The sequence below is a fragment of the Halonotius roseus genome, assembly GCF_006861655.1.
Lineage (GTDB): Archaea > Halobacteriota > Halobacteria > Halobacteriales > Haloferacaceae > Halonotius > Halonotius roseus.
On sequence record NZ_SESI01000002.1, the window covers coordinates 745,217 to 770,486 of the forward strand.

The 25,270-nt window shown below is 61.3% G+C and carries 25 protein-coding genes; 12 read left to right on the forward strand and 13 right to left on the reverse strand.

All coding sequences use genetic code 11. The features are described from left to right. Nucleotides 1-23: 23 nt before the first annotated feature. Nucleotides 24-419: a DUF7473 family protein gene (locus EWF95_RS09835; RefSeq protein ID WP_142443880.1), complete on the reverse strand. Its 396-nt coding sequence runs from the start codon at nt 417-419 to the stop codon at nt 24-26. Between the two features lie 70 nt (nt 420-489). Next, nucleotides 490-828 (reverse strand): DUF5658 family protein, encoded by a 339-nt coding sequence (locus tag EWF95_RS09840; protein ID WP_142443881.1) that lies wholly within the window; start codon nt 826-828, stop codon nt 490-492. Nucleotides 829-952: 124 nt separating this feature from the next. Between EWF95_RS09840 and EWF95_RS09845 the strand changes: the two genes are divergently transcribed. Both EWF95_RS09845 and pyrE read left to right on the forward strand, forming a co-directional pair. After that, nucleotides 953-2,041: a THUMP domain-containing protein gene (locus EWF95_RS09845; protein ID WP_142443882.1), complete on the forward strand. Its 1,089-nt coding sequence runs from the start codon at nt 953-955 to the stop codon at nt 2,039-2,041. A 64-nt stretch (nt 2,042-2,105) separates the two neighbouring features. Further along, entirely contained in the window at nt 2,106-2,627 is a 522-nt protein-coding gene (pyrE, locus tag EWF95_RS09850; RefSeq protein WP_142443883.1) for an orotate phosphoribosyltransferase, read from the forward strand. A gap of 24 nt (nt 2,628-2,651) precedes the next feature. Here the strand turns inward: pyrE and EWF95_RS09855 are convergent, their stop codons facing one another. The 3 genes from EWF95_RS09855 to EWF95_RS09870 form a co-directional block, all read right to left on the reverse strand. After that, on the reverse strand, nt 2,652-3,767 hold the full coding sequence (locus EWF95_RS09855) for a DUF373 family protein (RefSeq protein WP_142443884.1): 1,116 nt from the start codon (nt 3,765-3,767) through the stop codon (nt 2,652-2,654). A 287-nt stretch (nt 3,768-4,054) separates the two neighbouring features. Further along, nucleotides 4,055-5,104 carry an RNA-guided endonuclease TnpB family protein gene (locus EWF95_RS09865; protein WP_142443942.1) on the reverse strand — a complete coding sequence of 350 codons (1,050 nt, stop codon included), beginning with the start codon at nt 5,102-5,104 and terminating at the stop codon, nt 4,055-4,057. A gap of 156 nt (nt 5,105-5,260) precedes the next feature. Then, nucleotides 5,261-5,920: a DUF6517 family protein gene (locus tag EWF95_RS09870; RefSeq protein ID WP_142443885.1), complete on the reverse strand. Its 660-nt coding sequence runs from the start codon at nt 5,918-5,920 to the stop codon at nt 5,261-5,263. Nucleotides 5,921-6,064: 144 nt separating this feature from the next. Here EWF95_RS09870 and EWF95_RS09875 point away from each other — a divergent pair, with 144 nt between their 5' ends. Beyond that, nucleotides 6,065-7,060 (forward strand): radical SAM protein, encoded by a 996-nt coding sequence (locus EWF95_RS09875; RefSeq protein ID WP_142443886.1) that lies wholly within the window; start codon nt 6,065-6,067, stop codon nt 7,058-7,060. A gap of 25 nt (nt 7,061-7,085) precedes the next feature. Here the strand turns inward: EWF95_RS09875 and EWF95_RS09880 are convergent, their stop codons facing one another. Genes EWF95_RS09880 through EWF95_RS09890 form a run of 3 tightly spaced genes read right to left on the reverse strand, consistent with a single transcriptional unit; the run spans nt 7,086 to nt 8,843 of the window. Beyond that, nucleotides 7,086-7,796, reverse strand: coding sequence for an OapC/ArvC family zinc-ribbon domain-containing protein (locus EWF95_RS09880; RefSeq protein ID WP_142443887.1), 711 nt, complete (start codon nt 7,794-7,796; stop codon nt 7,086-7,088). A gap of 4 nt (nt 7,797-7,800) precedes the next feature. Further along, the gene (locus EWF95_RS09885; RefSeq protein WP_142443888.1) at nt 7,801-8,202 is read right to left on the reverse strand and encodes a DUF2073 domain-containing protein; all 402 of its coding nucleotides are present in this window, start codon (nt 8,200-8,202) and stop codon (nt 7,801-7,803) included. Continuing rightward, nucleotides 8,202-8,843, reverse strand: coding sequence for an Era-like GTP-binding protein (locus EWF95_RS09890; RefSeq protein ID WP_142443889.1), 642 nt, complete (start codon nt 8,841-8,843; stop codon nt 8,202-8,204). Before EWF95_RS09890 ends, EWF95_RS09885 begins: the two co-directional genes overlap by 1 nt. Before the next feature lie 992 nt (nt 8,844-9,835). Between EWF95_RS09890 and EWF95_RS09895 the strand changes: the two genes are divergently transcribed. Beyond that, the gene (locus tag EWF95_RS09895) at nt 9,836-11,818 is read left to right on the forward strand and encodes a Cdc6/Cdc18 family protein (protein ID WP_142443890.1); all 1,983 of its coding nucleotides are present in this window, start codon (nt 9,836-9,838) and stop codon (nt 11,816-11,818) included. 65 nt (nt 11,819-11,883) lie between these two features. On the opposite strand, the gene EWF95_RS09900 is transcribed toward EWF95_RS09895, so the two are convergent. After that, the gene (locus tag EWF95_RS09900; RefSeq protein WP_142443891.1) at nt 11,884-12,654 is read right to left on the reverse strand and encodes a S26 family signal peptidase; all 771 of its coding nucleotides are present in this window, start codon (nt 12,652-12,654) and stop codon (nt 11,884-11,886) included. Between the two features lie 123 nt (nt 12,655-12,777). Between EWF95_RS09900 and EWF95_RS09905 the strand changes: the two genes are divergently transcribed. Continuing rightward, nucleotides 12,778-14,430, forward strand: a complete 1,653-nt coding sequence (locus tag EWF95_RS09905; protein ID WP_394348584.1) for a DNA-directed DNA polymerase II small subunit — start codon at nt 12,778-12,780, stop codon at nt 14,428-14,430. A 60-nt stretch (nt 14,431-14,490) separates the two neighbouring features. Here EWF95_RS09905 and EWF95_RS09910 read toward each other — a convergent pair whose 3' ends face one another. Beyond that, nucleotides 14,491-14,916 carry a hypothetical protein gene (locus EWF95_RS09910; RefSeq protein ID WP_142443893.1) on the reverse strand — a complete coding sequence of 142 codons (426 nt, stop codon included), beginning with the start codon at nt 14,914-14,916 and terminating at the stop codon, nt 14,491-14,493. 358 nt (nt 14,917-15,274) lie between these two features. On the opposite strand from EWF95_RS09910, the gene EWF95_RS09915 reads away from it, so the two are divergent. From EWF95_RS09915 to EWF95_RS09925, 3 genes are all read left to right on the forward strand, one after another. Beyond that, nucleotides 15,275-16,291, forward strand: a complete 1,017-nt coding sequence (locus EWF95_RS09915) for an A24 family peptidase (protein ID WP_142443894.1) — start codon at nt 15,275-15,277, stop codon at nt 16,289-16,291. Between the two features lie 92 nt (nt 16,292-16,383). Continuing rightward, nucleotides 16,384-17,526, forward strand: a complete 1,143-nt coding sequence (endA, locus tag EWF95_RS09920) for a tRNA-intron lyase (RefSeq protein ID WP_142443895.1) — start codon at nt 16,384-16,386, stop codon at nt 17,524-17,526. Further along, on the forward strand, nt 17,523-19,127 hold the full coding sequence (locus EWF95_RS09925; RefSeq protein ID WP_142443896.1) for a tryptophan--tRNA ligase: 1,605 nt from the start codon (nt 17,523-17,525) through the stop codon (nt 19,125-19,127). The genes endA and EWF95_RS09925 overlap by 4 nt, the downstream gene beginning before the upstream one ends. A 30-nt stretch (nt 19,128-19,157) precedes the next feature. Here EWF95_RS09925 and EWF95_RS09930 read toward each other — a convergent pair whose 3' ends face one another. Continuing rightward, nucleotides 19,158-20,369: a DNA cytosine methyltransferase gene (locus EWF95_RS09930; protein ID WP_142443897.1), complete on the reverse strand. Its 1,212-nt coding sequence runs from the start codon at nt 20,367-20,369 to the stop codon at nt 19,158-19,160. Nucleotides 20,370-20,481: 112 nt separating this feature from the next. Here EWF95_RS09930 and EWF95_RS13920 point away from each other — a divergent pair, with 112 nt between their 5' ends. Then, on the forward strand, nt 20,482-20,793 hold the full coding sequence (locus EWF95_RS13920; protein WP_449271741.1) for a winged helix-turn-helix domain-containing protein: 312 nt from the start codon (nt 20,482-20,484) through the stop codon (nt 20,791-20,793). Beyond that, on the forward strand, nt 20,762-21,937 hold the full coding sequence (locus EWF95_RS09935; protein ID WP_246055670.1) for a hypothetical protein: 1,176 nt from the start codon (nt 20,762-20,764) through the stop codon (nt 21,935-21,937). The genes EWF95_RS13920 and EWF95_RS09935 overlap by 32 nt, the downstream gene beginning before the upstream one ends. A gap of 245 nt (nt 21,938-22,182) precedes the next feature. Here EWF95_RS09935 and EWF95_RS09940 read toward each other — a convergent pair whose 3' ends face one another. Beyond that, nucleotides 22,183-23,208 (reverse strand): hypothetical protein, encoded by a 1,026-nt coding sequence (locus tag EWF95_RS09940; RefSeq protein WP_142443898.1) that lies wholly within the window; start codon nt 23,206-23,208, stop codon nt 22,183-22,185. A gap of 182 nt (nt 23,209-23,390) precedes the next feature. Beyond that, nucleotides 23,391-24,275: a DUF7139 domain-containing protein gene (locus EWF95_RS09945; RefSeq protein ID WP_142443899.1), complete on the reverse strand. Its 885-nt coding sequence runs from the start codon at nt 24,273-24,275 to the stop codon at nt 23,391-23,393. Between the two features lie 86 nt (nt 24,276-24,361). Here EWF95_RS09945 and EWF95_RS09950 point away from each other — a divergent pair, with 86 nt between their 5' ends. Beyond that, entirely contained in the window at nt 24,362-24,538 is a 177-nt protein-coding gene (locus EWF95_RS09950; protein WP_142443900.1) for a TFIIB-type zinc ribbon-containing protein, read from the forward strand. A 1-nt stretch (nt 24,539) separates the two neighbouring features. After that, nucleotides 24,540-25,268 (forward strand): Rho termination factor N-terminal domain-containing protein, encoded by a 729-nt coding sequence (locus EWF95_RS09955; RefSeq protein ID WP_142443901.1) that lies wholly within the window; start codon nt 24,540-24,542, stop codon nt 25,266-25,268. Nucleotides 25,269-25,270 lie beyond the last annotated feature (2 nt).

Below are 25,270 nucleotides of genomic sequence, written 5' to 3' on the forward strand. Positions count from 1 at the left end.
GCGGGACAGTTTGGGCAGTGAGATCAGCCCGGCGCGCTCATATAGAGGATCACCGCTCCGCCGACGACCGTGCCGAGGATGACCGTGATGATCGCGTGGATCGCGGTGATCAACCCGGTTGTTCGGCGTGGTTGCCGATAGAGCAGCTGGATCGCCACCGCGTCGACAGCGAGGGCGAGAAGGATCCCAAGCGGGCCCGGCAGCGACAGCAACGCCGTTCCGGTCGAGACAACCGCGGGGCCGACGCCGACACCGAGTGCCTTGATGACGGCGACATCGCCGAGGACGTTCCGGGCTGCAAGGTGGGCTGTGATCGACAAAAAGAGTGCCAACAGCCCGACGGTGCCGAGGATGGCCGTCGGGCTCGGGGCTGCTTGCAGGGTGAGTGCGGCCGACAACGACGATCCAGCCACCGACATACTTAGATACAGACCCCGGGGGATGTCGAATCTGTCGTTTGGCAACGCGACGACAAGAGCAGCGATCGACTCAGTTGACCCGCTCATCCAGCCGACGGCTCCCCCTGATCGCCCGGAGGTTCGAGACGGTTACAACGACGCCGATGGCCGCGACAGCGATCGGAACCCCGACCGCGATCGGGCTGTCGGCGATGAGAAGATAGCCCGCAAACGTGACCGCCAGCGTGGCGAATTTGAGGGCGGCAAAGCCGATCGGCCCGGGCTGCCGCGAGAGCAGTCGGCTGACGACCGGGTTTGCCTCAACAACCGCATACCGCCGGACAGCGACGACCGTTGTCACGTAGTCACCGACCCCATAGCAGAGCACCGCAAGCAACCACCATCCGAGGTCGACAGCGGGGAGCACCATACACCGAGTGACGGGCGAACCGACAAGAGAACACCGGGTTGGACGATGGCTGACACCGAATTGGGCGATAGCTGCGGGCCCCAGAATCGACACGCTGAAACGCGATCTACGACTGTACCGAGGCGTGTACTGTCTGGAACTCGCCGGCGACGAGGACGCGTTTGCGGCCTACGAGGCCGGCTCGGCCGCGAGTGCAGTCGATGTCGTTGCCGGCGGGGTGGCGACCGCCCGCGGGATCGACACCGAGGGCGTCCGGCGACTCGCCTACACGCATGCCGCCAGCGAGCTCATTGCCACAACCGACGCCGATATCGAGGCCGCGGCGGCCGCGCTCCGAGCAGCGAAGATCGACCGCGAGGGGTCGGTTGCCGTGCGAGCCCGTGATGTGCGAAGCCAAACAGGCGTGAGCACGCAAGCGGCCGAACGGCAGCTCGGCGGTGTCCTCGTCGACCGTGGCTTTGCGGTCGATCTCGACAATCCCGACCACGAACTGCGGGTGTTGTTTGCGGGCGATGACGGCGTGGACGATGACGACGCAGACGGTGACGGCAATGACGGCGCAGACGGTGATGACAATAACGGCGCAGACGATGACAACGACAACTGCTGCCTCATCGGCTGGCTCGCTGTCGAGAGCCGGCGGGACTACGGCGAGCGACGACCCACGGATCGCCCCTTTGTCCAGCCCGGGAGTATGGCCCCGCTCGATGCGCGTGCGCTCGTGAACATCGCGGGAGCCGGCCCGGAAACCACGGTCGTCGACCCGATGTGCGGCACCGGCGGGCTGCTGTTGGAGGCCGGCCTCGTCGGCAGCGACGTGATCGGCATCGACGCCCAGTGGAAGATGGCCCGCGGGAGCCGGGAGAATCTGGCGGGGCTGCGCGAGGAGACCGACAAGGGATTCGACGGCAACGTGAGCGTCCTCCGCGGCGACGCGACCGCGCTCGCCCTGATCGACGATGTTGCCGACGCGGTCGTCTTCGACGCCCCCTACGGCCGCCAATCAAAGATCGCCCGCCACGAGTTGGATGAGCTGGTCGGTGGCGCGCTCCGGGAGGCCCGGCGGATCGCACCGCGAGCGGTTGTCGTCGCCGATCGAGCGTGGGATGATGCCGCAGAAAAAGCGGGCTGGACTGTCGAGAAACGGTTCAAGCGACGGGTGCACGGATCGCTGGTGCGACACGTTCACGTTTTGGATGAGCGGGCGGAGTAGGTCGCAGCTGCGGGGGAACACGGAGATCCACCCCGTTTAAGCCGCCGGCTGGCCGAGTGCGCGTATGACCAATCAGGCACTCATCGATGCCTTACGCGACGCCGACGCGGTGCAGTACGGCGAGTTCGAACTCTCCCACGGCGGCACCAGCGACTACTACGTCGACAAATACCTCTTCGAGACCAACCCGGAGTGTCTGGAACTGATTGCGGAGGCCTTTGCCGCCGAAATCGACGAACCGAAGCTCGCCGGCGTCGCCCTCGGGGCGGTGCCGCTGGTCGCGGTGACCGCCGTCGAAACCGGTCGACCCTACGTGATCGCCCGCAAGCAGGCCAAGGAGTATGGAACGGGTAACCGAATTGAGGGCCGGCTGGACGAGGGCGAGGAGGTCGTCGTACTGGAGGATATCGCTACGACCGGCACCTCGGCGGTCGAGGCCGCCGAAGCGTTGCGCGAGGCCGGCGCGGTCGTAAACCGCGTGCTCGTCGTCGTTGACCGCGAAGAGGGCGCGGCCGAGGCGTTGGCCGAGCATGATCTCGAACTCGACGCGCTCGTGACCGCGAGCGAGCTGCTGGCCGATCGGTAGCCGACAGCGGTCGCAAATGGCTGATCAGGCTGGTTCCGGCGTCGCCGGATACCGGGATTCGACAACCGCGAAGGTGAGCGTGCTGAGGACGCCCAACAGCGTCCCGACGGTGAGCGCGATCGCCAGATCCGGGAGGGTAAAGGCGGCGATCCCCGCGATATCCGGGAGCAGAAAGCCCGACAGCCCGTAGAGGACGATGGCGATAGCGACGACATAAAACGGCGCGTTGAGATACCGCCATCGGAAGCGATCGGCGAGATACTCGTCGGTGACCTGGCCGAGACTGCTGGTGATCCCGGCGGCCGCAAACCACTGCACCGAGCCGTGGACGAAGGCCGCGGCGGTGGTGACGATGGCACCCGCATCGTCGCCGGCTGCCGTGACGGTCTCGACGAGTGAGACGCCCTGGACGCCGCCGACGATGACGAGCGCGAGGGCGACGACGTAGGTGATCAGTGTCGCCCGGCCGGCGTACAGCCCGTTGCGAATCCGGTCGGCGGTCGCGTCGATGCTGTCCTCCAGACCGAGACCGCGGAACAGGGTGTAGAGGCCCAAGAGAGCCGACAGGAGGCCGAGGACGACCGCGCCGGCAACATCGAACACGCCGGCGATAACGACCATCGGGTAGATCAACAGGAGCACCCCGAGCGGCACAAGGATCGTCCCGCGGGTCTCGGGATCGGCCAACACCTGCTTGATGGTGTAGTACATCGATTCGAGGTTCTGGGCCTGCCGGACGACGACGCGCTGGACGCCGTCGATCGGCATCCGCGAGCGGATGATCGGGATCACCGACTCGTCTTGGGCTCCATCGGTGATGACGATCGCGCTGACCTCCTCGCCGGTCTGGAGGCCCGCCAGCACCGTGTCGATCTCGTCGCCGATGGTGCGGTTGGCGGTGACATCGTTGCCCTCGACACCGGTGACGACAGCGACCTCGACGGCCTCGTCGTCCTCGGCCTGCAGCGAATCGTATGTCGAGAGCCCCTGGAACATGACGTTGAGATCGGAGTCCTCCGGATCGACGGTCGCCAGGGCGATGGCGGCCTCCCGAACCGCATCGCTGCCGACGACCGGGGTTTCGATGTCGGTTTTCCGGCCGACATCATCATCGAGGTCGATACAGAGGACGAGCAGCATGCATACGAAGGTACGCGAGCGATCGGTTAAGGCTTTTCTGGGGTTGACATCCTCCCCGCGCTAAAGGGCGAGGATTCCCCGAAGGGGATATTCAGGTTGCGCGTTTCCTCGGTTCTCAGGGACGCTTTCGCGTGGAACGTCGACGGTCGCCACCGAGTTGTGACCAACGGTGTGCTTTCCAGCGCGTACAGCCCTGTCAATGGGGCCTTCCTCCCCGCGTACAGCGGGCGTCAAAGACGACTGGTTGTTCAGCCAGCGAGGTAGCACGGGTCGCGTCAGCCGGACTGCTACGCCGTGCATGGTTCTCCTTCCCGTTGTGCGATATTCTCCGAAGCGTTCAGGTCGGCGTGGCGTCCACGACCGCACTCCGAACATGAAAAGTGATCGCCATCACGAGTTCCCATTGAACCGCACTCCGAACACCGCTGGCTGGTATCGTATGGGTCAACCTTCTCGACGCGGATACCAGCACGTTCGGCCTTGTACGTGATGAACTGTTGGAGTTGGTGGAAGTGCCACGAGTGAACGCCCGACCACGAGCTGTTCTCGCGGATGCCTTCGAGATCTTCCATCCGAAGGACAGGGTTCTCAAACTGTTCCGCGAACGTGATGAGACGGCGGGAGAGGTTGTGGTTCAAGTCCGTAATTCGACGCTGTTCTTTGTCACCCACACGGTTTCGTGCGCGAAGCGCACCCGCTTGTTGAAGCGACTCGCGTAGGGAACGATATTTGCGTCGAACGTACTTCGCCTCACCACCAGACACCAGCATCGACTCGTTTTCGCCGTAGGCCGTCACCGCGAGGATATGCCGTTCGCCAATATCGACACCGATTGGCGTCTCGCCCGACGTATCGGCATCGTATTCCATGTTGAACGTACAGTACCAGTTGTCTCCGCGACGGTAGACTTGTAGACGACTCTTGTCGGCGTCACCGTCAACGAGCCGTTGAACGTCGTCTGAAATGTCGTCGTACACTTCGATTGGGGTGTACCACCACTGAGAGATGCACGGGAGTCCAACGACAACCGTACCATTCTCTGTCGTGTCGATCTCCCAGTTCTGGTTGTTGACGGCGAACGGCTGACTCTCTCGGTAGCGAACATCTCCATCCTCACTGTGGTCGGATTTGGCCTCTCGGATGGCTTGGTTCTGGATAGCCGAGTAGAGGTCGTTGTCGATGCTGGCTGTGGTCACGGACTTCCCGAAGTCGCCGTTCTCCCATCCGTCGATACAGAACTGTTTGGTGTCACGGTAGAGTCGAGCGGCGTGTTGCCACTCTTTCCGTCGTGAGAGGGATGGGTTATGGAACTTCGCGGTGACAGTCACCGTGACCATTACATATGTAATCAAATATGCTGTAACAAGTATCTGTTGGAATATCAAGCCGTACTGTCAACGGTGGTTTGTGTCGTTGAGTGTCGGATTTATCCGCGCTAAAGCACGGGCTTTTTTTCGTACTCCCGTAAGCGAACGCCGCGGGTTGCCACCGGGTTAGGCGGTGTGTTCGACGCCGTCAAGGAGGGTGTTGATCGAATCGGTTTCGTCGACTTGCCGAGGGTGAACGCCGAAACAGACGACGAAATCCTCACCGACTGGAACGGCGGTGGTGATATGCAGCGTGAGATCGAGTTCGATGTCGGCCTCGGTGAACCGCCCCTCGGCGCGGTAACGGACGACCTCGACGGACTCGCCAAGGTGATCGACCGAGCGGGTGCTGTCGCGTTCGATGTTGCCGAGTTGGTCGTAGCGATCCTGAATCATGGCGACGAGGTCGTCGGTCGACATATCGGCGACAGGGTTGAACGCCTCGCCGAACACCTCGACCTGCGGTGTCGAGAGGACGGTGAACATCGCCCAGCGGTACTCCTGACCGAGGATCGAAAACCCGCGGTCGTACTCGGCGATCTGATTGGTGACCTCGACCTCGCGGCTCTGGCCGCCGGCCTCGAAGGTGCGGGTGATCGTATCCGAGGTGCGATTCGACTCCTGATACGGGCTTTCGGAGAGCGTTGCCTCGGCGACGACGGCGGCATCGGATTCGAAACTGAGCGACTCGTTGCCGAGGGCGAAATCGAGAGCGGAGCAGCCGGCCAGCGAGGCGAGACCGAAGGTGGCGGAACCTGCGAGGAGACGGCGACGTGTGGAATCCATGGTTGGTAGTGGGCGGGATGGCGGATAAACGGCAGGGGAAGCTAGCGGACACAAGAAGCACAAAGCCAGTATGACACCGGTTTCGGTTGCGCTATCGACGTTTCGGACGGTTTTTGTGGCGGGGAGCGATAGGGTGGGTAACTGATGATCTCCAAAGGCTGCGAACAGTGCGCCAAAGGCGGGAAGATGGTGCTTTTCGTCTACGGCTACTGTGACCAGCGGGACTGTTTCTACTGTCCGCTTGGGGAAAACCGCAAGAACGTCACCGACGTCTACGCCAACGAACGCCTCGTCGAGGACGACGAGGACATCATCGAGGAGGCCCACCGGATGGACGCGCTGGGCACCTCGATTACCGGTGGCGAACCGCAAGAAGCGATGGAGAAGACCTGTCGCTACCTCCGCTTGCTGAAAGACGAGTTCGGCGAGGATCACCACACCCACCTTTACACCGGTATTACGGGTGGCCGCGAGAACATGCGGCGGCTCTCGGAAGCCGGGCTCGACGAGATTCGGTTCCACCCACCGTACGAACAGTGGGGCGACCTACATGGAACCGAGTGGGAGGAAATCCTCCATATCGCCCGCGAAGAAGGGATGACGCCCGCCTTCGAGATTCCGGGGATTCGTGCCGAGGAGGAGTTCCTTGAATTCCTCAATGAGGGCGCGGCGGAGTTCTGCAATATCAACGAGTTCGAGATGAGCGACGGCAACTACCGCCGGATGCAGGAGCAGGGCTACGAACTCCAAGACGGTCACATGTCCGCCGTCGACGGCTCGAAGGAGGAGATTCTGGAGACGATGGGCGATCACGAACGCGTCTATTTCTGTACGAGCGTGTTCAAGGACGCCGCCCAGCACCGCAACCGACTGAAGCGGATGGCCCGCGTCATCGGCCGCGAGTTCGACGAGATCACCGACGACGGCACGCTCGTCTACGGGAAGACGTGGGAGCCGGAGGCTCGACTGGAAGAATTGGGGGTTCCCGAGGAGTTCTACACCGTCAAATCCGACCACGTCGAGTTGGCCTGGTGGCTGCTCGAAGAGATGGTCGAAGACGGCGACGTGAGCGAAGGCGAGATCGTCGAGCAGTACCCGACCGTCGATGGGACGGTCGTCGAGCGAACGCCGTTGGCGTAGACGTAAAAACGATTTTTTGCGGTCGTTACGTTGGCTCGTCAGCACCCCAGCCGTCGGGGACTTCGATGACGTAGCGGCCGTCCTCGCGCAGCGAGATGATGTACTCGTTGCGGTCATAGAGCTCCATCAGGTTCAGTTCGTACTGGCCGGGGCTGACGATCCGAATGCTTTCGAACTGGTCGTTGAGTTCCTGTCGAAGTTGGTCGAGACTCGACGATGTCGCCTCGTCGGCCGTCGCTTCACCTACGTCGCCAGCGTCGGAGGTAGACTGATCTGTCGGTTGCTGCGAGTCAGTTGGTGTTGCCGCCGAATCGTCAGCCGGCGGCGGGGAATCGGGGAGTTCGTCGTCGGAGACGATATCCGAGCGGGCACTCGATTGGGCCGGTGATTCGCCGCCCGGCGAGCGGTCGTCATCGAGGACTTCGGCGTCGGTTGGGTCGGTCGTATCGCTCGTCCCAGCGGAATCTGCATCGGTCGTGCCAGTGGGTTCTGTGGCCGGCTCCGGGTTGGGTGTCACGGAATCATCGGCCGCGGCAGAATCATCGGGCGCGGCAGAATCGTCGCCCGCGGCGGAATCGTCGATCGTTATCTGCTGCTCGTCGGCGTCGTCACCGACATCGTCGACCGCGCCCTGTTTGAACTGGAACTTGTTGCCGCCGCAGTCCGGGCACCCTGAGAGCATCTCCTTGGAGCCATCGGGGAAGACATGGCCGCAGTTGGTACACTGGTGGGGCATGACGCTACTTCCGGGAGACCAGCGCGCTAATGAGTTGGTCGTCCTTATGCAGTGTTTCGATCTGGTTTGCGGGGCCGATCACGGTCAGCTTCTTTGTGGATTCCCGACCCATGAGGCGGTCGAGGAAGCTCTGGTCGGCCGCCTCCTCGTGGGGGTAGCTCTCGATCTCGATCCCGCTGAACTCGTCGGGGCTGATCTCGGTCATCGTCACCTCGATGAGCTTCGACTCCTCGTCGGGCGAAAGACCCTCTTCGAGGATGACAATGTTGCCATCGCGGACGCCATCAAGGATGAGTCGGATCTTCTCCATGCTCCGAAGCCCCTCCATCCGCGACCCGCTAATCAGGTCGATCTGGACACCGTTTTGCGATTCCGTCGTGGAATCCGAGGGTGTTGCTTCAGGCATTATCCGAAGTACTCCGCGATTTTGTCGTACACCTCGTCCATGTTGTCGCCCTCAAGGGCCGACAGTGGGACGGTCTCATGTTGGGGGAAGGCGTCGGCGACGCGTTTGATATCGGCCTCGTCAAGGTCGATCTTGTTGGCGAAGATGAGCACCGGGAGATCGCGGCTCTCAATGATGCCGATAAGCATCGTGTTCACCTGCGTAAAGGGATCGGTCGTCGAATCGAGGACGTAGATGACGCCGTCGACGTCCTCCCGGAGCCAGTGCATGGCTTCGGCGACGCCTTCGGTCGCCTCTCGGGAGCGACGGATCGCGTCGTCCTTCTCGATGTCGTGATCGAGGAACTCCTTGTAATCGACCTTGGTGGCGACACCCGGTGTGTCGACGATGTCGATGGTGACCGAGCGGCCGTTGCGCTCGATATCGACGCCTTCCTTGCGTCGTGCCCGGCGTGTTTCGTGTGGAACGTGGCTTTCGGGGCCGATGGCGTCGCCAGTCCAGTCACGTGCGATACGGTTTGCGAGGGTCGTCTTTCCGGCGTTCGGCGGTCCGTAGATCCCGATCCGTTTCGGATCGTCGGACGCGAACAGCCGGTCGGTGACCCGCGAGACGCTGTCCCTGAGATTTGTGAGTAGACCCATCCTGACACTCCCGCACCTCCCCTGTTTCGCGTGGAAGGGCGTATGACGCATCTTGCAGCCCGGGAACACTTAAACACTGCGTCAGACAGGGGTGAGCGGCCGGATTCAACCGACAAGGGGTGGCTCTGTCTGAGAGCGTTCGCTGGGGAAGGGAGAGATTTGGTTGGAGAGCTGGTAGGCGATGCTGTTGTGTTGTATTGCGATACTGTTCGATGGTGTGTACCTGTGATTCGGTGGCTGCCCGTAATCGGGTAAGAACCCGTTTTGGTGAAGCTGACGTGGTGGGAGCCCGTTTCGGTGAGAACGCATCGATCCTGCCAACCGTTATCTTGCCTCTTGCCTAGCCCCCCACCCCTTTGTTTCGGGTGGAACTACAATCACGAAGGGGGTCTGAGACTGGTATCTAGCACCAAAATATTCATATAGTATACTGAGAAACAATACCCGTACTGCGCAGAAATAAAATTATTTTATTTGGTTAGTTAGTTGTATTAGACACTAGATAAACTACAAAAAATAAACAGACGAATGAGTCGACACCCTACCACCGTGTTCCACTCGAAACGAAGGGGTGGGGGTGTAAACAGCTGGTAGATTAGTGGTCTGAACAGTGGTCTGAACAATCGATAGCAGTCTGAACAATGCCGAGTTTGCCTCTCAGTCAGTATCGACACCGAGGCTCATAATGTACCGAGGCTCCGAACGACACCCCCGTGGTCAGATCTCGATGTCGCTACCGACCCATCTTCGCTACTGAGCTCACCATCGTGGAGACTCTGACATGAGATATCGGCAAATAGTATCCAAAGTGAGAACGTTTTTGTACTATGTCTCCCTCTGTTTCGCCTGCATCATTTGAACACGTCATCAGTCCCCGATCCGGCAAAAACGACGCTCTCCGCCGTTTTTCAGCCGATTTCGGGTGTTCCTGTTGACGATTCCACGTGAAACAAAGGGTAGAAGACGGAACACAAGACGATGGGACGGGATCAATGACGGACGATCACACACAACACGATAAACTGAGCGACACCGAGTCGACATCGAATACTGAGTCGACACCGGATACTGAGCCGGCAGTAGACACCGAGTCGACACCTGACGCCGAGTCGACATCGCCGTCTGATTCGCCGGGCACAGCTGAAGCGGGGGCGACCTCCGCAGAGGCTGAACCAGAGGCGACCTCCACAGAGGCTGAACTAGAGGCGACCTCCACAGACGATGAAGCTGACCACACGCCCGAAGAAGACGCCGCTGAGTCGGATGCAACGCTGAACCCGTCTGAATCGGACACAACGCCAAACCCGTCTGAGGCGGACATCGACGACTCCGCAACCGACCCGTCGTCGGTGTTGGCATCGGATCCGATCCCGTCAGCCGATCGATCGCTTGACGACCTCGACCTTGCCGACGCCGATTGGAGCCGTGACCGATCGACCGCCTCAACCGATCTGGATTTCGATCTCGATCCCGATCCGGACGACGCCGACGACAGCGAGGGGTTGTTCGACGATCTGCTCTCCGGGGAACCGATCTTCGAGAACAAGGAGGTTCTTCGCCCATCCTACACCCCGCGTGAGCTCCCCCACCGCAACGACCAGATCAACCAGATGGCGACGATCCTCGTCTCCGCGCTTCGCGGTGACACGCCCTCTAACATCCTGATCTACGGGAAAACTGGCACCGGCAAAACCGCGAGCGCAAAGTACGTCAGCCAGGAGCTGGAGTCGACCTCCGAAAAATACGACGTTCCCTGTGAGGTCGAGTATATCAACTGCGAGGTTACTGACACCCAGTACCGCGTGCTCGCACAGCTCGCCAACAAGTTCATCGAAAAGAACGTCGCGCTCATCGAGTCCCGGATCGACGCACTCGAAACCGTCCGCGAGGAGCTCGCCGAGGGTGGCTCCGACACCACAGCCGCCGTCAGCGACACCAACGCCGACGACACGACGGTCTCGATCCCGGATGCCGAAACCGACGCCGAGGCGGCTCCCGAGGGGAGTCTCCCGATCGCCACCGAGCAGTACACCTCGGTCGACGCCGTCGACGAGCGCATCGAGGCACTGGAGGCCGACGCCGAGGAGATGGAGCCCGTCCCGATGACCGGCTGGCCGACCGACCGCGTCTACAGCACCTTCTTCGAGGCCGTCGACTACAACGAGCGCGTCGTCGTCATCATGCTCGACGAGATCGACAAACTCGTCGAGAAAAGCGGTGACGACACCCTCTACAATCTCTCGCGGATGAACAACGAGCTGACGAACTCCCGGATCTCGATTATGGGGATCTCGAACGATCTCAAGTTCACCGATTTCCTCGATCCCCGCGTCAAATCCTCGCTTGGCGAGGAGGAGATCGTCTTCCCCCCGTATGACGCCACCCAACTCGGCGATATCCTCCAACACCGCGCCGAGGTCGCGTTCAAACCCGACGCGCTCACCGGCGACGTGATCCCGCTGTGTTCGGCGTTTGCGGCCCAGGAACACGGCGATGCCCGCCGCGCACTCGACCTCCTTCGGACGGCCGGCGAACTCGCCGAGCGGAGCCAGGCCGACATCGTTGAGGAAGAACACGTCCGGCAGGCCCAGGATAAGATCGAACTCGATCGTGTCGTCGAGGTCGTCCGCACGCTCCCGACGCAAAGCAAGATCGTCCTGTTTTCGATCATTCTGCTGGAACAGAACGGCGTCCACAACATCAACACCGGCGAGGTGTTCAACATCTACAAACGCCTCTGTGAGGAGATCGACGCCGACGTGCTGACCCAACGCCGTGTCACCGACCTCATCAGCGAACTCGACATGCTCGGCATCGTCAACGCGGTCGTCGTCTCGAAGGGTCGCTACGGGCGCACGAAGGAGATGAGCCTCTCGGTGCCGCTTGAGGAAACCGAGGCTGTGTTGCTGTCTGACTCCCGACTTGGCAACATCGACGACGTGCAACCGTTTGTGCAAGCCCGCTTCGACAACTGAGCCGTAGCAAAACTGAGTCCCCTTCTCACCCCCGTCGTCGTTATCGCAAAACTATCCGTCGACTGCTATCCCGCAACCGACCCGACTGTCCCGCCACCGCTGATCATCCCGCCACCGCTGATCATCCCGCCACCGCTGATCATCCCGCTACCAGGGGAGACCGTCCCACTAATCCCACCACTGTGTGCCGTTCCGAGCAACGCCAATCGGAGTCGACCGAGATACGGGATCCGGAACCGCGCCACCCCGTTGACCCACTCCGGTTTCACCACGGGCGCAACCCCGTTTGCCTGATCGTACCGCCGGTTGTTGTCGCCTTTCGTGATGTAGCCCGCATGGGGGGCCGGACAGTTTGTCAACTCCGCACAGCTTTCGGCATCGATCGCGTCAGACGATGCCCGATGGTGCCAGTTTTCGCCATCCTCGACCTGAAACCGCACTCGGTGGATGATCGGCGAGCCGACACGGCCGGGGTAGTCATAGACGATCACACTCCCCGGTTCGTTGAACGACTCGTAGCTGGTGTCGGTTGTTTCACCCATCACGAGCCCCTGATCGTTGGCTTCCCCCGGCGCAAACCGACCCGGCTCGCTGACAACGACGAGGTCGTATTTGTTGATGTTGGGATCCATACTGTTGCTCTCGACGGCGACCATCGGCGGCCAGACCCCGGTCGCCGCAAAGAGCACGAGCCCGATGGCGGCCACGATCGAGAGGCTGAGCAGTAGTTCCCGAAGGAACAACAGCGGCCCGTCGTCGGCCCCGCGGAGCCGCTGGAACCACGACTCCTCGTCGGGTTCCGACTCGGCAGCCGGCTGCCGATCACCATCACTCATTGCCAGTCACTTCACCCGCACCGCGTTTGAAACTTCTGACCCGTCGATCATCGACCTGCCAGCTCTCTGTTCGGCCCATCGGTGGCTCCGCCTCCCGGCATGTTTTTGCCCGGTGATCCCGAGATGCCGACAGTGCCATCCGAGACGCCCTCCCGGATCGTCCAGACGCTGGCCCGCCACGGCTACAACGCCGACCGCGAGGCGGTCACCCTGCTCGCCCGCGCGGGCGATCCAGCTGCCGCTATCGAGGCCGTCGTCTCGGCGGCCGGCGACGACACCCTCCGCATCACGAGCAGCGATGTCCGGGCCTGTCTCGACAGCAACGCCGTTGCTACCGGCGCGGCCGTTGCTCAATCCACTCCTGCAGAGACACCCGAAACCACCGACTCACAGCCTGAAAACCCCCAAAACGCACGCCCAAACACCACATCTTCGACTCCAACCACAACACAGGAAAACCAACCGACTACGTCCGAATCTCCACACGAAACAGAGGGGTCGAAATCGACCGGGCGTAAAGAAGTGGTTGCCGAACCAACAGGAACCGCCGACCACACCCAAAATCGGAACCCGACACCCGCCGAGATCACCGGCGACATCACCGGTCGCAGCACCGGCACCGGCGAGTACAGCCAGTTCGTGACGACGTTCCGGGATCGCTACGAACAGCTCTCAAAGCTCCTCAAAAGCCGCGTCAATCACCGCCCGGCAACGGCCATCGCCGACATGCCGGGCGGCAGCGACGCGGAGATGATCGGCCTCGTCAACGACATCCGCTCGACGGCCAGCGGCCACTGGCTGATCGAACTCGAAGACACAACCGGAACCTTTCCCGCGCTCGTGATGAAAGACAGGCCGATCGCCGAGCTGGTCGACGAACTCCTTCTCGATGAGTGTATCGCGGTACAGGGCACCCTCGCTGACGATTCGGGCATCCTGTTCACCGACTCGATTCACTTCCCCGACGTGCCCCGCACCTTCCGCCCGAGTACGGCCGACCGCCACGTTCAGGCCGCGCTCATCTCGGATGTCCACGTCGGCAGCCAGGAGTTCATGGCCGACGCCTGGAACCGCTTTGCCGACTGGCTCCACACCGAGGACGCCGAGGCTGTGGAATACCTCCTGATCGCCGGCGACATGGTCGAAGGCGTCGGCGTCTACCCCGATCAGGACGAGGAGCTCGACATCATCGATATCTTCGATCAGTACGAAGCGTTCTCGGAGCATCTCAAAGCCGTCCCCGGCGACATGGAGATCGTGATGATCCCCGGCAACCACGACGCCGTCCGGCTGGCCGAACCCCAACCTGGCTTCGACGAGGAGCTCCGAAACATCATGTCGGCCCACGATCCGAAGATCACGGGCAACCCCTCGACGGTCACCATCGAGGGCGTCTCCGTGCTGATGTATCACGGCGTCTCGCTGGATGAGGTGATCGCCGAACATCCCGAGGACAAAGCCAGCTACGACGAGCCACACAAGGCGATGTACTCTCTCCTGAAAAAACGCCACGTCGCCCCTCAGTACGGCGGCAAGATGCGACTTGCACCCGAAACAAAGGACTATCTCACAATCGACACGGTGCCCGACATCTTCCACACCGGCCACGTTCACAAACTCGGCTGGGGCAAATACCACAACGTCCTCGCTGTCAACAGCGGCTGCTGGCAGGCCCAAACCGCCTTCCAAAAGAAGGTCAACATCGACCCCGACGTGGCCCACGCTCCGATCGTCGATCTCGACACACTCGATATGACGGTTCGAAAGTTCGCGTGAGCGAGGTGTAAGCAATCGTCCTGTTTCCGCCCCGATCAGGATTCCTTTCTGTTTCCCCGATCAGGGCTCCTGGTAGTACCGGATCGTCGCCGACCCACGGAAGACGGGCCCGTCGCCGGCCTCCTGAAATCCCGCGGCCTGGGCGGCTGTCTGGAGATCGGTCGCGGTCTGTTCGACTAACAGCTCCACATCCAGTCCTTCGCTGGCGGCGAACCGAACCGGCTCGCTCAGCAGTCGCTCACAGGCCTCCTTCGTTCCGCCGACTTGTGTGACGTGGACGGTCTGATCGTGGACATCGAAGCTCACGAACCCCAACAGCTCGGATTCGAGTGCGTCGGTATCGGCGTTGGGATCGTTGCCGGCCTGTTTCCGCTCGGCGACCCGGACGCTGCGATCGTGCACAAGGTTCCGGACGACATCCGCCGGCACGTCGGCCAGTGCCGCGATCGACTCGGCGTCCTCCTCGACGGCGTCCCGGACATCCATGTGATCGTATATCACATCTACCCGCATAAAATTCAGGGCGACACTGATCGGTACTGTTCAGATAGGCAGTCGTGTGAGCGCAGCAGGTGTAGAAAGCCCTCGGCTCTCTCGGCTCCCGGGCCTCGCTGCGCTCCTCGTCGTTCGCGTTGCTCACTCCTGCGGTGCTTGCGTCGTCCGGGTTCGCCGAGAGAGCCTCGCCCTTTCAGTCCACCAGGAAGTCGGCTGGTCGGTCACCCGACCCGCCTGGTTGATTGTTCTTATCTGAACACCGCCACAGGGATCGTCACTCGTGAGCCGCACCCGGAGCCGCTATCTGACACCTAAACACCTATGGGTGATGCGGTTCCGAACTGTGGTAATGGTTGCAACGTTGCCGGATCTGCTTCGACTCCTCGTGATTCCGGTCTTGGGGTGGGCCGCCTGGCGCGACATCCACACCCGCCGGATCCCGAATCGGGTGTGGCCACCGCTGGTCATCCTTGGCGGCCTCCTGCTCGTCTGGGAAGCCGCCCAACTGTTCGTGTTTGGCGATCCCGGCGGCCAAGCCTTCCTGATCCGTGCCGGGATCAGCCTCCTGTTTGTCGCCCCGCTTGGCTACGCCTTCTGGTGGTTCGGTGCGTTCGGCGCGGCTGACGCGAAGGCGATGATCGCCCTCGCCGTTCTCCTCCCGACGTTCCCGACCTACGCCCTCGGCGGGCTGGAACTCCCTATCGTCGACACGACGATCGGCGTGTTTTCGTTGACGGTGCTCACAAACGCGGTGATCCTCGCGGTGGTCGCGCCGATCGGCTTGGGCCTCGGGAATCTACTCCGCGGGCGAATCGAGCCTGCGGTCATGGTTTTGGCGCGACCAGTCCGAATCGACTCCTTGCCGAGTCGTCACGGACGACTGTTCGAAACGCCGGATGGGTTCACTCACAGCGGGCTTGATCTTGATGCCCTCCGGATGTATCTTCGCTGGCGCGGCCTTCCCTTAGCCGCGCTCCGGGCGGCCCCCGATGTCGCCCGCGATCCGGCCAGTATCGAGGCGACCGGCGAGCCGACCGACGGCCGTAGCGACATCGACGACGATCTTGACTGGGACGATGCCGACGCTGTCCCGACAGTCGATGGCGACGCTACCGCCGAGAATCTTGATGACCCGTGGGGTGTCGACCAGTTTTTCGAGTCGATCGATCGGTCGACCTACGGCACCGACCCGGAACAACTCCGCGACGGCCTCGAACTGCTGGCGACAACTGACGACGAGACGGTTTGGGTCTCGCCGGGGCTTCCATTCGTCGTCCCGATGTTTGCCGGCCTCCTTGTCGCCTTCACTTACGGCGACCTGCTGTTCGCCTTTCTTCGCTGGCTCGGCGTGTTCCCGCTTGTGTAACGGCTCCGCTCGTGTAGCGACTCCGCCGCTGGCGGCGGCACCACTCGTTCTTGGATCGGTGTCCCTTTGGCCTCGCCGCCGCCCCCTTCGGTATGGACGGACATCTTCGCAACGGCGTCGTCGAGGTCGGCGGCAACGCCCGCCAGCAGTTCCACGACGCCCGCGGTTACGGCCGGCCGGCCGACGGCAACGAGATCCGCCTGGCCCGCGTTGAGGCCGCCCACCTCCTGCTCCGTGGCGACCTCACGGCTGTCGTCGACCACGACGGCTCCGCCGGTCGCCTCTCCTTCGAGGATTTTTTCGTCGCCTCCGCGGCGGCCGCCGAGCGGTTTGCCCTCCGGTTTCTCGTCTACGCCGACCTCCGCGATCGAGGATTCTATCTCACGCCCGCCCGCGCGGGCTGGCCCGGTGTCGACCCGGTCGCCAGCGGCGTCGACACGGCCGACGGCAACGCGGTCGACGACGATCTGATCGATCTGATCGTCCCCCCTCGGGGCACAAAACCCGGAGACGGCGAACCCGCCTACCGAATCGCCGTCGTCGGGGAGCGCGAGTCGCTCCCGGCCGACGAGCTTGCGAATCTCACCCTCGCGGTCGTCGACGAGGAAAGTGAGATCAGCTATCTCGAAACCACCACACCCGAGTTCGACGGCGGGACGACCTACAGCCCGCCGGCCGGCATCGCCGGCTCGCTCATCGGTGATCGTGTTATCGTCTGGGATGCTCCCGATGGGTTCTACGAGCACGGCTTCTATGGGCAACCGCTTGAGGCGCGGGAGGCGATCATCGACAGCGCGGTTCAACTCTCACTCGTCGAGGCCGCCGCCCTCGCTGTCGAGGGACAGCTGGTACTCGATGACGTGGACGACACCGATGGCTCCGCCGATACGCCGGCCAGCTACACCGCGATCCGCGAACAGGGCCGGCGGGTCGAAGGCGAGCGGTTCGATCGCCGGCTGGCGGTCTACCGCCGGCTCCGCCAGCAGGACGTGGTGCCGAAAACAGGCTACAAATTCGGCGCGGATTTCCGCACCTACAACACAGTCGAATCAGTCGATGACCTTCCACACTCCGAGCGACTCGTTCGCGTTGTTGGGGCCGATCACGCCTTCGATCCCCGCGAGCTGTCTCTCGATGTGCGGCTCGCCGGCGGGGTTCGGAAACGAATGGTTTTTGCGCTGACCGGCGCGAACGGGGAGATAGACTGGCTTGCGGTGAGCCGCCTGACACCATGACCGACGATACCCCTCACGACGACGATGGAACGCCCGGAGCCGGCGCGACCGACCCGGTCGCCACAACCGACGGCGGCGTTGAGGAGACGACCATCGACCCGTGGGGATCGTCAACGATCGCCGACTACCGCAAGCTCTTCGAGGAGTTCGGCATCGAGGAGTTTGAGAATCTGCTCGGCGACGTGCCGAACCCGCATTACCTCATGCGCCGCGGGGTCATCTTCGGCCACCGCGATTACTCGCCCGTCGTTGAGGCCCTCGCCAACGACGAGCCCGCCGCCGCGCTCTCGGGCTTTATGCCGACCGGCGATCCGCATATCGGCCACAAACTCGTCTTCGATGAGATCATCTGGCATCAACAGCAGGGTGCCGACGCCTACGCCCTGATCGCCGATCTGGAGGCTCACTCCGCCCGCGGGATGACGTGGGACGAGATCGACGAACACACCGAGAGCTATCTGCTGAGTCTGCTTGCCCTCGGATTCGATGCCGAGGAGGGAACGCTCTACCGCCAATCCCAAAATCGAGAGCTTCAGGATCTCGCCTTCGAACTCGGCTCGAACGCCCGCTTTGCGGAGTTCGGTTCGATCTACGGCTTCGGCGGCGAGACCAGTGTCTCTCACATGCAGAGCGTTGTCACCCAGATGGCCGACATGCTCTACCCGCAGTTGGTCGACGGTCCTAAGCCGACGGTGATCCCGGTCGGCCCCGACCAAGATCCCCACGTTCGTCTCGCTCGGGATCTCGCGGTTCGAATGCGATTCTTCAAAGTCAGCGAGGCCTACGCAAGTTTCGAGGCCGACGCCGCCGAACGGGAGTTGATCGGTCGCGCCTACGACGCCCTCGTGGCCGACCTCGACAGCGACGAAATGGTTCGCTGTGCGGACGCCGCCGACTGGCTGGACGGCCACGATGTCGACCCTGAACTTACGACTGCCAGAAATTCAGCGATCGACAAGCTGAGTGAGGCTGGCAAGGAGCCGGTTCGTCCGCGCGTCCGGTTCTTCCACCGCCACGGCCCCGACGACGCCTTCGAGGCGATGATCGATGCCATCGAGGGCGAAAAGCGCGTCTACGAGGGCCACATCGACGCCTTCGACCTCGATTTTGAGGCGGCTGAAGAACTCGCCCGTGAGGTCGAAGTCGACAACGGCGGCTACGGCTTCATCCAGCCTTCCTCCATTTACCACCGCTTCATGACCGGCCTGACCGGCGGCAAGATGTCGTCGTCGATCCCGGCCAGCCACATCAGCCTGCTCGATGATCCCGAAGACGGCTACGACAAGGTGAAATCCGCGACGACGGGCGGCCGCGAGACAGCCGAAAAACAGCGCGAGCTCGGCGGCGAGGCCGACGACTGTCCGGTCTATGAGCTGTACGCCTACCTACTCGCCAACGATGACGATGGATTAGTCGAGGAGGTCTACGAGGAATGTGTCGGCGGTGAGCGACTCTGTGGCGACTGCAAGGAACAGGCGGCGACGCTGATGGAGGAGTTCCTGAAAGAGCACCAAGAGAAACGCGAGGAAGCACGGGAACTGCTCGATGACCTCGATATCGTTCTCGACTCTGACCGGAAAGGCCCGGGCGGCTCACACTGAGATCGATGTTCCTCGTCTGCTACTGCAGGCTCAGTTGATTTTTCCGAACGTTGCTTGCTGCTTCGGCCCACTGATCTCGCTCTTTCTGTTGCGGAACTCCGACGGTGCCATCGCGCCGCTTCGCAGCAACTGAATCCGTTCGTGATCCGATTCGCTTAGCTCTACGTCGAAGACGGCCTGTTTGAGATAGTAACCGAAAGCTTCGGCAAGATAGGGTGGGACTGCGTTTCCGATCTGCTGGCGGCGAGCGACCAATCCGCCGTGGAACTCGTACTTATCCGGGAACGTTTGGAGTCGGGCTCCTTCCCGTGGCGTCAGCCCCCGATCCTCGAACGGATGGATACAACGGGCACTAGACGGCTTCGACATATTCGAGGTGATCGCAACCGCTGGCTCAGTTGAATCGAGTCGGGAGTATGAATTGTGGTAGCCAGAAGAGGGTTGTAGTTCGTCAGGAATCGCAGTTCTGTTTCCACCGTCGGGGATGTGTGAAATCATCTCGACCATCTCGTCGGAGTGTCTGGCTGCTTCGTGCCCGGTCAGGGTTTCACTGTCACCACGAAGATCTTCCTGTAGCACGGTTTCGGGTATTTGATCGTACTCAGTGATCTCCTCTCCCGGAGCCACGTTCGGGAGATCACCGATACCGTCTATCACGCTTGCCGTCTCCACTGGGTCAAGTTCGAACCCTTCCAGCGGGTGGGTGAGTCGAGGCTGTTTGTATGCGAGTACAACAAGTCGGCGTCGATGCTGGGGAACGCCGAAATCAGATGACGTAACGATTCGAGTTGTGACGTTGTAACCGATGCTGCCGAAGGATTTCTTTACTGCGTCGAGGAATTTTCCGTCTGCAGTGTTCTCCATCCCACGGACATTCTCGAAGAGGGCTGCTTTCGGACTGAGCTTGTCTACCCAGTCGATAAAGTGGGTAAAAAGATGATTTCGCTCGTCGGAACCGTCGGGACTCACGACTTCTGAAAACCCTTGACACGGTGGCCCTCCAGCGACTAAGTCGACTGATTCCGTCCCTACTTCCTCGGTAATATCGTCCGACTCGACATCTCGAATGTCGCCTGTGAGGTCAGCTGTTGAAATGCTGTTTCGGTTCGCAGCAAACGTTTCTCTCGCGTCTTCATCGATCTCGACAGCGTGGACGAGTTCGTAGCCGGCGTTTTCGAGACCAACAGACAGCCCGCCAGCCCCGGCGAACAGATCGACGTATGTCAGTTTGGACTCGTCCATTTACTACACTCTTTGTCGATTCCGTATTTAATGATTCGTATCATGCCACCGCTCGCGTTGGTAAATATATGGTAAATAGATACTTTATTCTTGGTATTCTGCTGGCTATTGAGTGGATTTGAGATTGAACTCCGAAGACACTGACGGGACTGATCCATATGATACGCTGGCCTATATCGTTGGTTCGCGGTACCGACGACTGATCGTCAGTGAACTCTCATCAGGCCCATCCAACCCGACGAAAATCGCTGAGACGCACGATATACACGTCTCACACGTCAGCCGTGGTCTCGGCGAGTTAGCGGATAGGGATGTCGTATCTGCTTACGGGACTGATTCACGAACTCGGCTGTACCGACTCACGGAACACGGCGAAACGGTCGCAACACTGCTTGACGAGTACGAAGAGGGAGAGAATGACTGAACGCACACCATCCGAACGAGAGGCGATTACTCGGTTTCTGTCTGACTACTTTCCGCGTGAGTATATAGACGAGAAATCGATTTCACAACAGACAGAACCGGACGACTCGACCATTTCAGACGAAGAACTGGCCGTGATCGAGCAACTGATCGCGGCGGAGCAATCCGAGTTCGTCAGTTCGAAAGGGACACTCGGACTTGCGATAGACTTCTTGATGATCGCCGAGCAGCTTTCCCAGACCGACGAATGGGTTTCGGGTTTCGATCCTGATGTCGGTGCTGATGATATTTTGTCCCGCTACGATCAGGCGAGCGTCAAATCGACATTGACGATCACGCATGATGGTGAAAAGTACGCGATTCGCCCCGTCCAAAACGCCGTCATCGACCTGTTTCGTGAGGATTTGAAACGCACGAACTTCCCGAGTTCTCCCGGCCACCATACCGGCGAGTGGGAACGGTACACGGATCTGTTAGCGATGGCGTTTCAACTCTCCCGTGATGGTCGGTACATCGCAACCCAGCGGCTGTTCGATTACGGTCTCGAACAGTTGGAAAGAAAAGACATCACCCAGCGGGAACCACCGTTCCCTTCGCCGTTTGAGGCAGTGCTTCATGAGTACGACAGAAGCCATCCGGACGAGGAGGGTGGCTTGACCTACCAAGCATGGGCGTATGGGTACGTGACAGCGATGTGGCCGCATCTCTCGCTGGAAGCAAGCAAAGTTCGAACTGGCTCCTCTCGACAAAACCGCTACGGGGACATCGACGGCTATCAAGGGCCGGATCTCGTGCTCTCTGTGGAAGTCAAAGATCGAGCCATCGATGGCCAAAACGTCGAAAGCGAGTTGGGATCGATGATGGAGTTGGCGGAGAATGCAACGACTATCGTTGTCGCTATCTGTCGGTCTGCATCCGACGACGCGATCACAGAGCTGAGGGAAGCGGATGTCAACGTTCTCACTGACGAGCAACTCGCACAGCGATTGCAGCTGTGGGACTATCACAAACAGAATCGAGCCCTTCAGGGAATGGCTCACTATCTAACGAACATTGAGGAAGACCCTGGAGCACTACAGCGGCTGCTTCGGTTCATCGAGGAGATTGATCCGAATAACACCGCGCTGGCACATCTGGTCAAGTAGCCACCTTAACAAATATCAACCAATGACATGGTCGGAATTAATTCGCAGTATCCCGGCAATGGTTTCTCTATGTGGTTCCGCGGCCGCTCCGCCCGTTTTTGTTCACTCTTCTGTCGAGTTCCACTCGAAATGATCTGGGTTTGATTAGCAATCCGACCCGTTTTCGTCTAGCGTTTCTCCAAATAGAACTGTTGTTTCGACTGGAACGTTAATAAAAATCGCTGGTGCTGTTGTCGCCGTGAGCGTTACTCCTCGCCGTCGCCGCCGTTGTCGTCGCCCGCTTCGCCTTCCTCTTCCTCCTCTGAGCGGGCGGCCACGAGAGCACCGCTGGCGACGCTGTACATCGGCTCGTCGGGTGAGTGGACGCCGCTGATCGAGAACGGGATGTTCGCGTCTTTGAGGTGGTCGGCGAACAGATCCTCGAACCCGTTGGGGCTGGAGGTGCCGCCCGTGACGACGACCGGCACGTCGAGGCCCTCTTCGACGTCTTCCTCGTCGACCTCGTTGGTGATGTTCTCGATCACGTAGTCCAGCAGGTTCTCGTAGTAGATGGCGAGCGCGCCCTCGACGCCGCCGACATCGGTCTGGAAGTCCAACTCGAAGTCGTCTTCTTTGATCGAGGTCACCTTGTCGACTGGCGTCCCCGTCGCTTGGGCGGTCTGCTCGTCGACCCAGTCGCCCCCGCGGGCAATGGAGAACTTCATCACCGGCACCGCGTAGTAGGCCAGACAGACGTTGGTCATCCCCGCGCCGAAGCTGATCCCCAGCCCGGTGAAGTTGTTGTCGGCGAGTTCGGAGTAGATGACGGCCATCCCCTCGTTGATCGGCTCGGGATTATACCCCATGTCGCCGAGCATCGATTCCAGCGTTTTCTCGTGGTACAGCGTCGAGAGTTCCGAGTCGATGGGGTCAGCCGGGCTCGAATAGTAGAGCCGCTCGTCGTGTTTCGAGGGCTCGCCGACGACCTGTTCGGTGATGAGTTTGATCATCGGGATCGCCGAGGACTCGTCGCTGGAGAGGATGCCGTGCTGCATCGGCCGGCGGGTCTCCTCGTTGAAGATGTTCGCAAAGTTGAGCGCGTCGTCACCGACGACGTACACCTGGTCGTCCTTTCGGATGTGGAGCACCTCGCTGCGGGAGAGCATCTGCTCGGCCATATCGCTGTACTCGATCTCGACGAACGAGTTCCGCTGTTGTACGAAGACAGTTTCCGCGCCTTCCTGCCGCGCGGAGAGAATATTCATGGTGCCAACGTCCAGTCCTTTTGCCATAGATGAGCTTCAAAGCCGATCCACATAAGTTTTCGTAGGGGGTATATGTCGCTGACGCGAGCAGGGGTTCTGCGGTCGCTGTGGCTGATTTTGACGGGTTTGGTTTCCACCGGCTCGGCGTCGTTGCGGCGGCGTCAGCACAGGCTGCGGGTTCGAGATCAGCATAACCTGTAGATTCGAGATCAGAACAGCCCGCGAATCCGATCCACGATGCCGCCCTCGGCTGCCGCGGCCGCTTCGTCCTCGCGCTGCTGTTCGCGGAGTTCACGTAACGCGGCCGCCTGATCGTCGGTGCCCTCGCCGCTGGCGGTTTCGACTTCGCCGCCTTGGAGGCCTTTGAGCTGTGAGACGGCGTCGTTGACGCTGCCGTCGGCGGTGCGGGTTTCGTTCCCCGAATCCGGCATGTTCGAGCTGTCGATGTCGTCGATGGCACTCGTATCGAGGTTGAGGGTTCGTGTCTCCGTTTTGGCGACGCCACCCCACGAGAGTTCGGCGTCGTCGAGCGCGCCGTCGATGTCGGCCCGAACCTGCTCGTCGGTGACGGTCTCCTTGTCGTCTGCGTCGTCGCCGTCGGCCTCGCTGTCGGTGGCGACTGTGCCGGCCGCCCGTTCGACCTGGTGGGCGACGAGTGCGGCGGCCGTCGCCGCGATCACGACGACGATGCCGACGCTGTAGATACCGACGACTTGCGGGGCGTAATCCGGCCCGACGGAGACGTTGAAATCGTTCGGATAGACGCCGACGAATCTGACGATCCCGGCCGCACAGATCACGCTCCCGCTCGCGGCGACCAGCAGCATCCGCCGGTCGACGGGGAGTAACACGACGATCCCACCCAACAGCGCGGGCGCGCCGACCGCGCCGCTGACGATGGCGACCTGTCGGAGGCCGTAGGCCGTTCCGCTCAGCGTCGCGCTGTAGAGGAACACGAGGATGCCGGCGATGCCGAGTCCCAAGCCGAGGAAGAAGAGTCCGAAGCCGGCGTAGACGTCAACCGTGCGGTCGGGATCGCCGATATACTGCCGGTAGTAGTGGAGGAGTTGGTTCGAGTCGGTCGCCTCACTCATAGGGAGAGCTTTCAGCCCGACTGTAATCATTGTTCCCCCGACCCCAGTACTTTAGCTCTCCGGCGACGAGTACAAACCGAGCAACAGTGGAACCGGACTGCCCACGGTGTGGCGAGGCCCTGACGACGTTCGCGCTGTCGGATGTCGAGGCCTTCACCTGCGAGGCCTGCGGCTACGTCGGCGTTGAGGCCGACCACTCCGGCGAGCCGCGAGCCGTCGAGAGCTGGGAGGACGCCCTCCAGCGGTTCCACGAGGATTCCTGATATGCCATCACTCGATATCACCGACGACCACCACGACCGCATCACCGCGTTGCGCGAGGAACTCGCCGACGCCCACGCCGACAGCTACACCTCGGTCACGCTGTCGGATACCCTGGCCTATCTGCTCGATCTCGCCGACGCTGTCGATGATCCCGAACGACAGGCCGACGTTGCGGCCGCCGCTGACGACGGCGACGCCGACCCGTTCCCGCGCGACAAACTCGAAGCGCGCCTCAACGAGCGGAACCGCCAGCACAGCGACGACGATGTCGAGACCCCGATGGATCTCTACACCATCGCCGCCGAGTACAACATCTCTGGCCGCAGCAACATGACCAAACAGGAACTCGTGACGGCGATCCTCGACGCGACCGAACGCCGCTACACCGATCCGCTCGCGCCCGTCGATGTCGACTTTCCCGACCCGGACAGCGACGCAGAGTCGGCGGCCGACCACGACGCCACAGACGCTGTCGATACTGACAGCGACGACGACACCGAGAGTGACGTTGACGGCGATAATTCCGTTGGCGACGACGGTAGCGATGCCGACGGCGAGGCCGGTGACGACGGCCAACTCAACGCGATGTTGAGCCTGCTCGACACCCACAGCGACAAGTGGCACTCGGCCGATGGCGACGCCCGCTATGAGGTCGAACTCCCGGACGGCAGCGTTGAATCGGCCCGCACCAAAGACGACGTTCGCGCGACCCTGTTTAAACACTACTAACG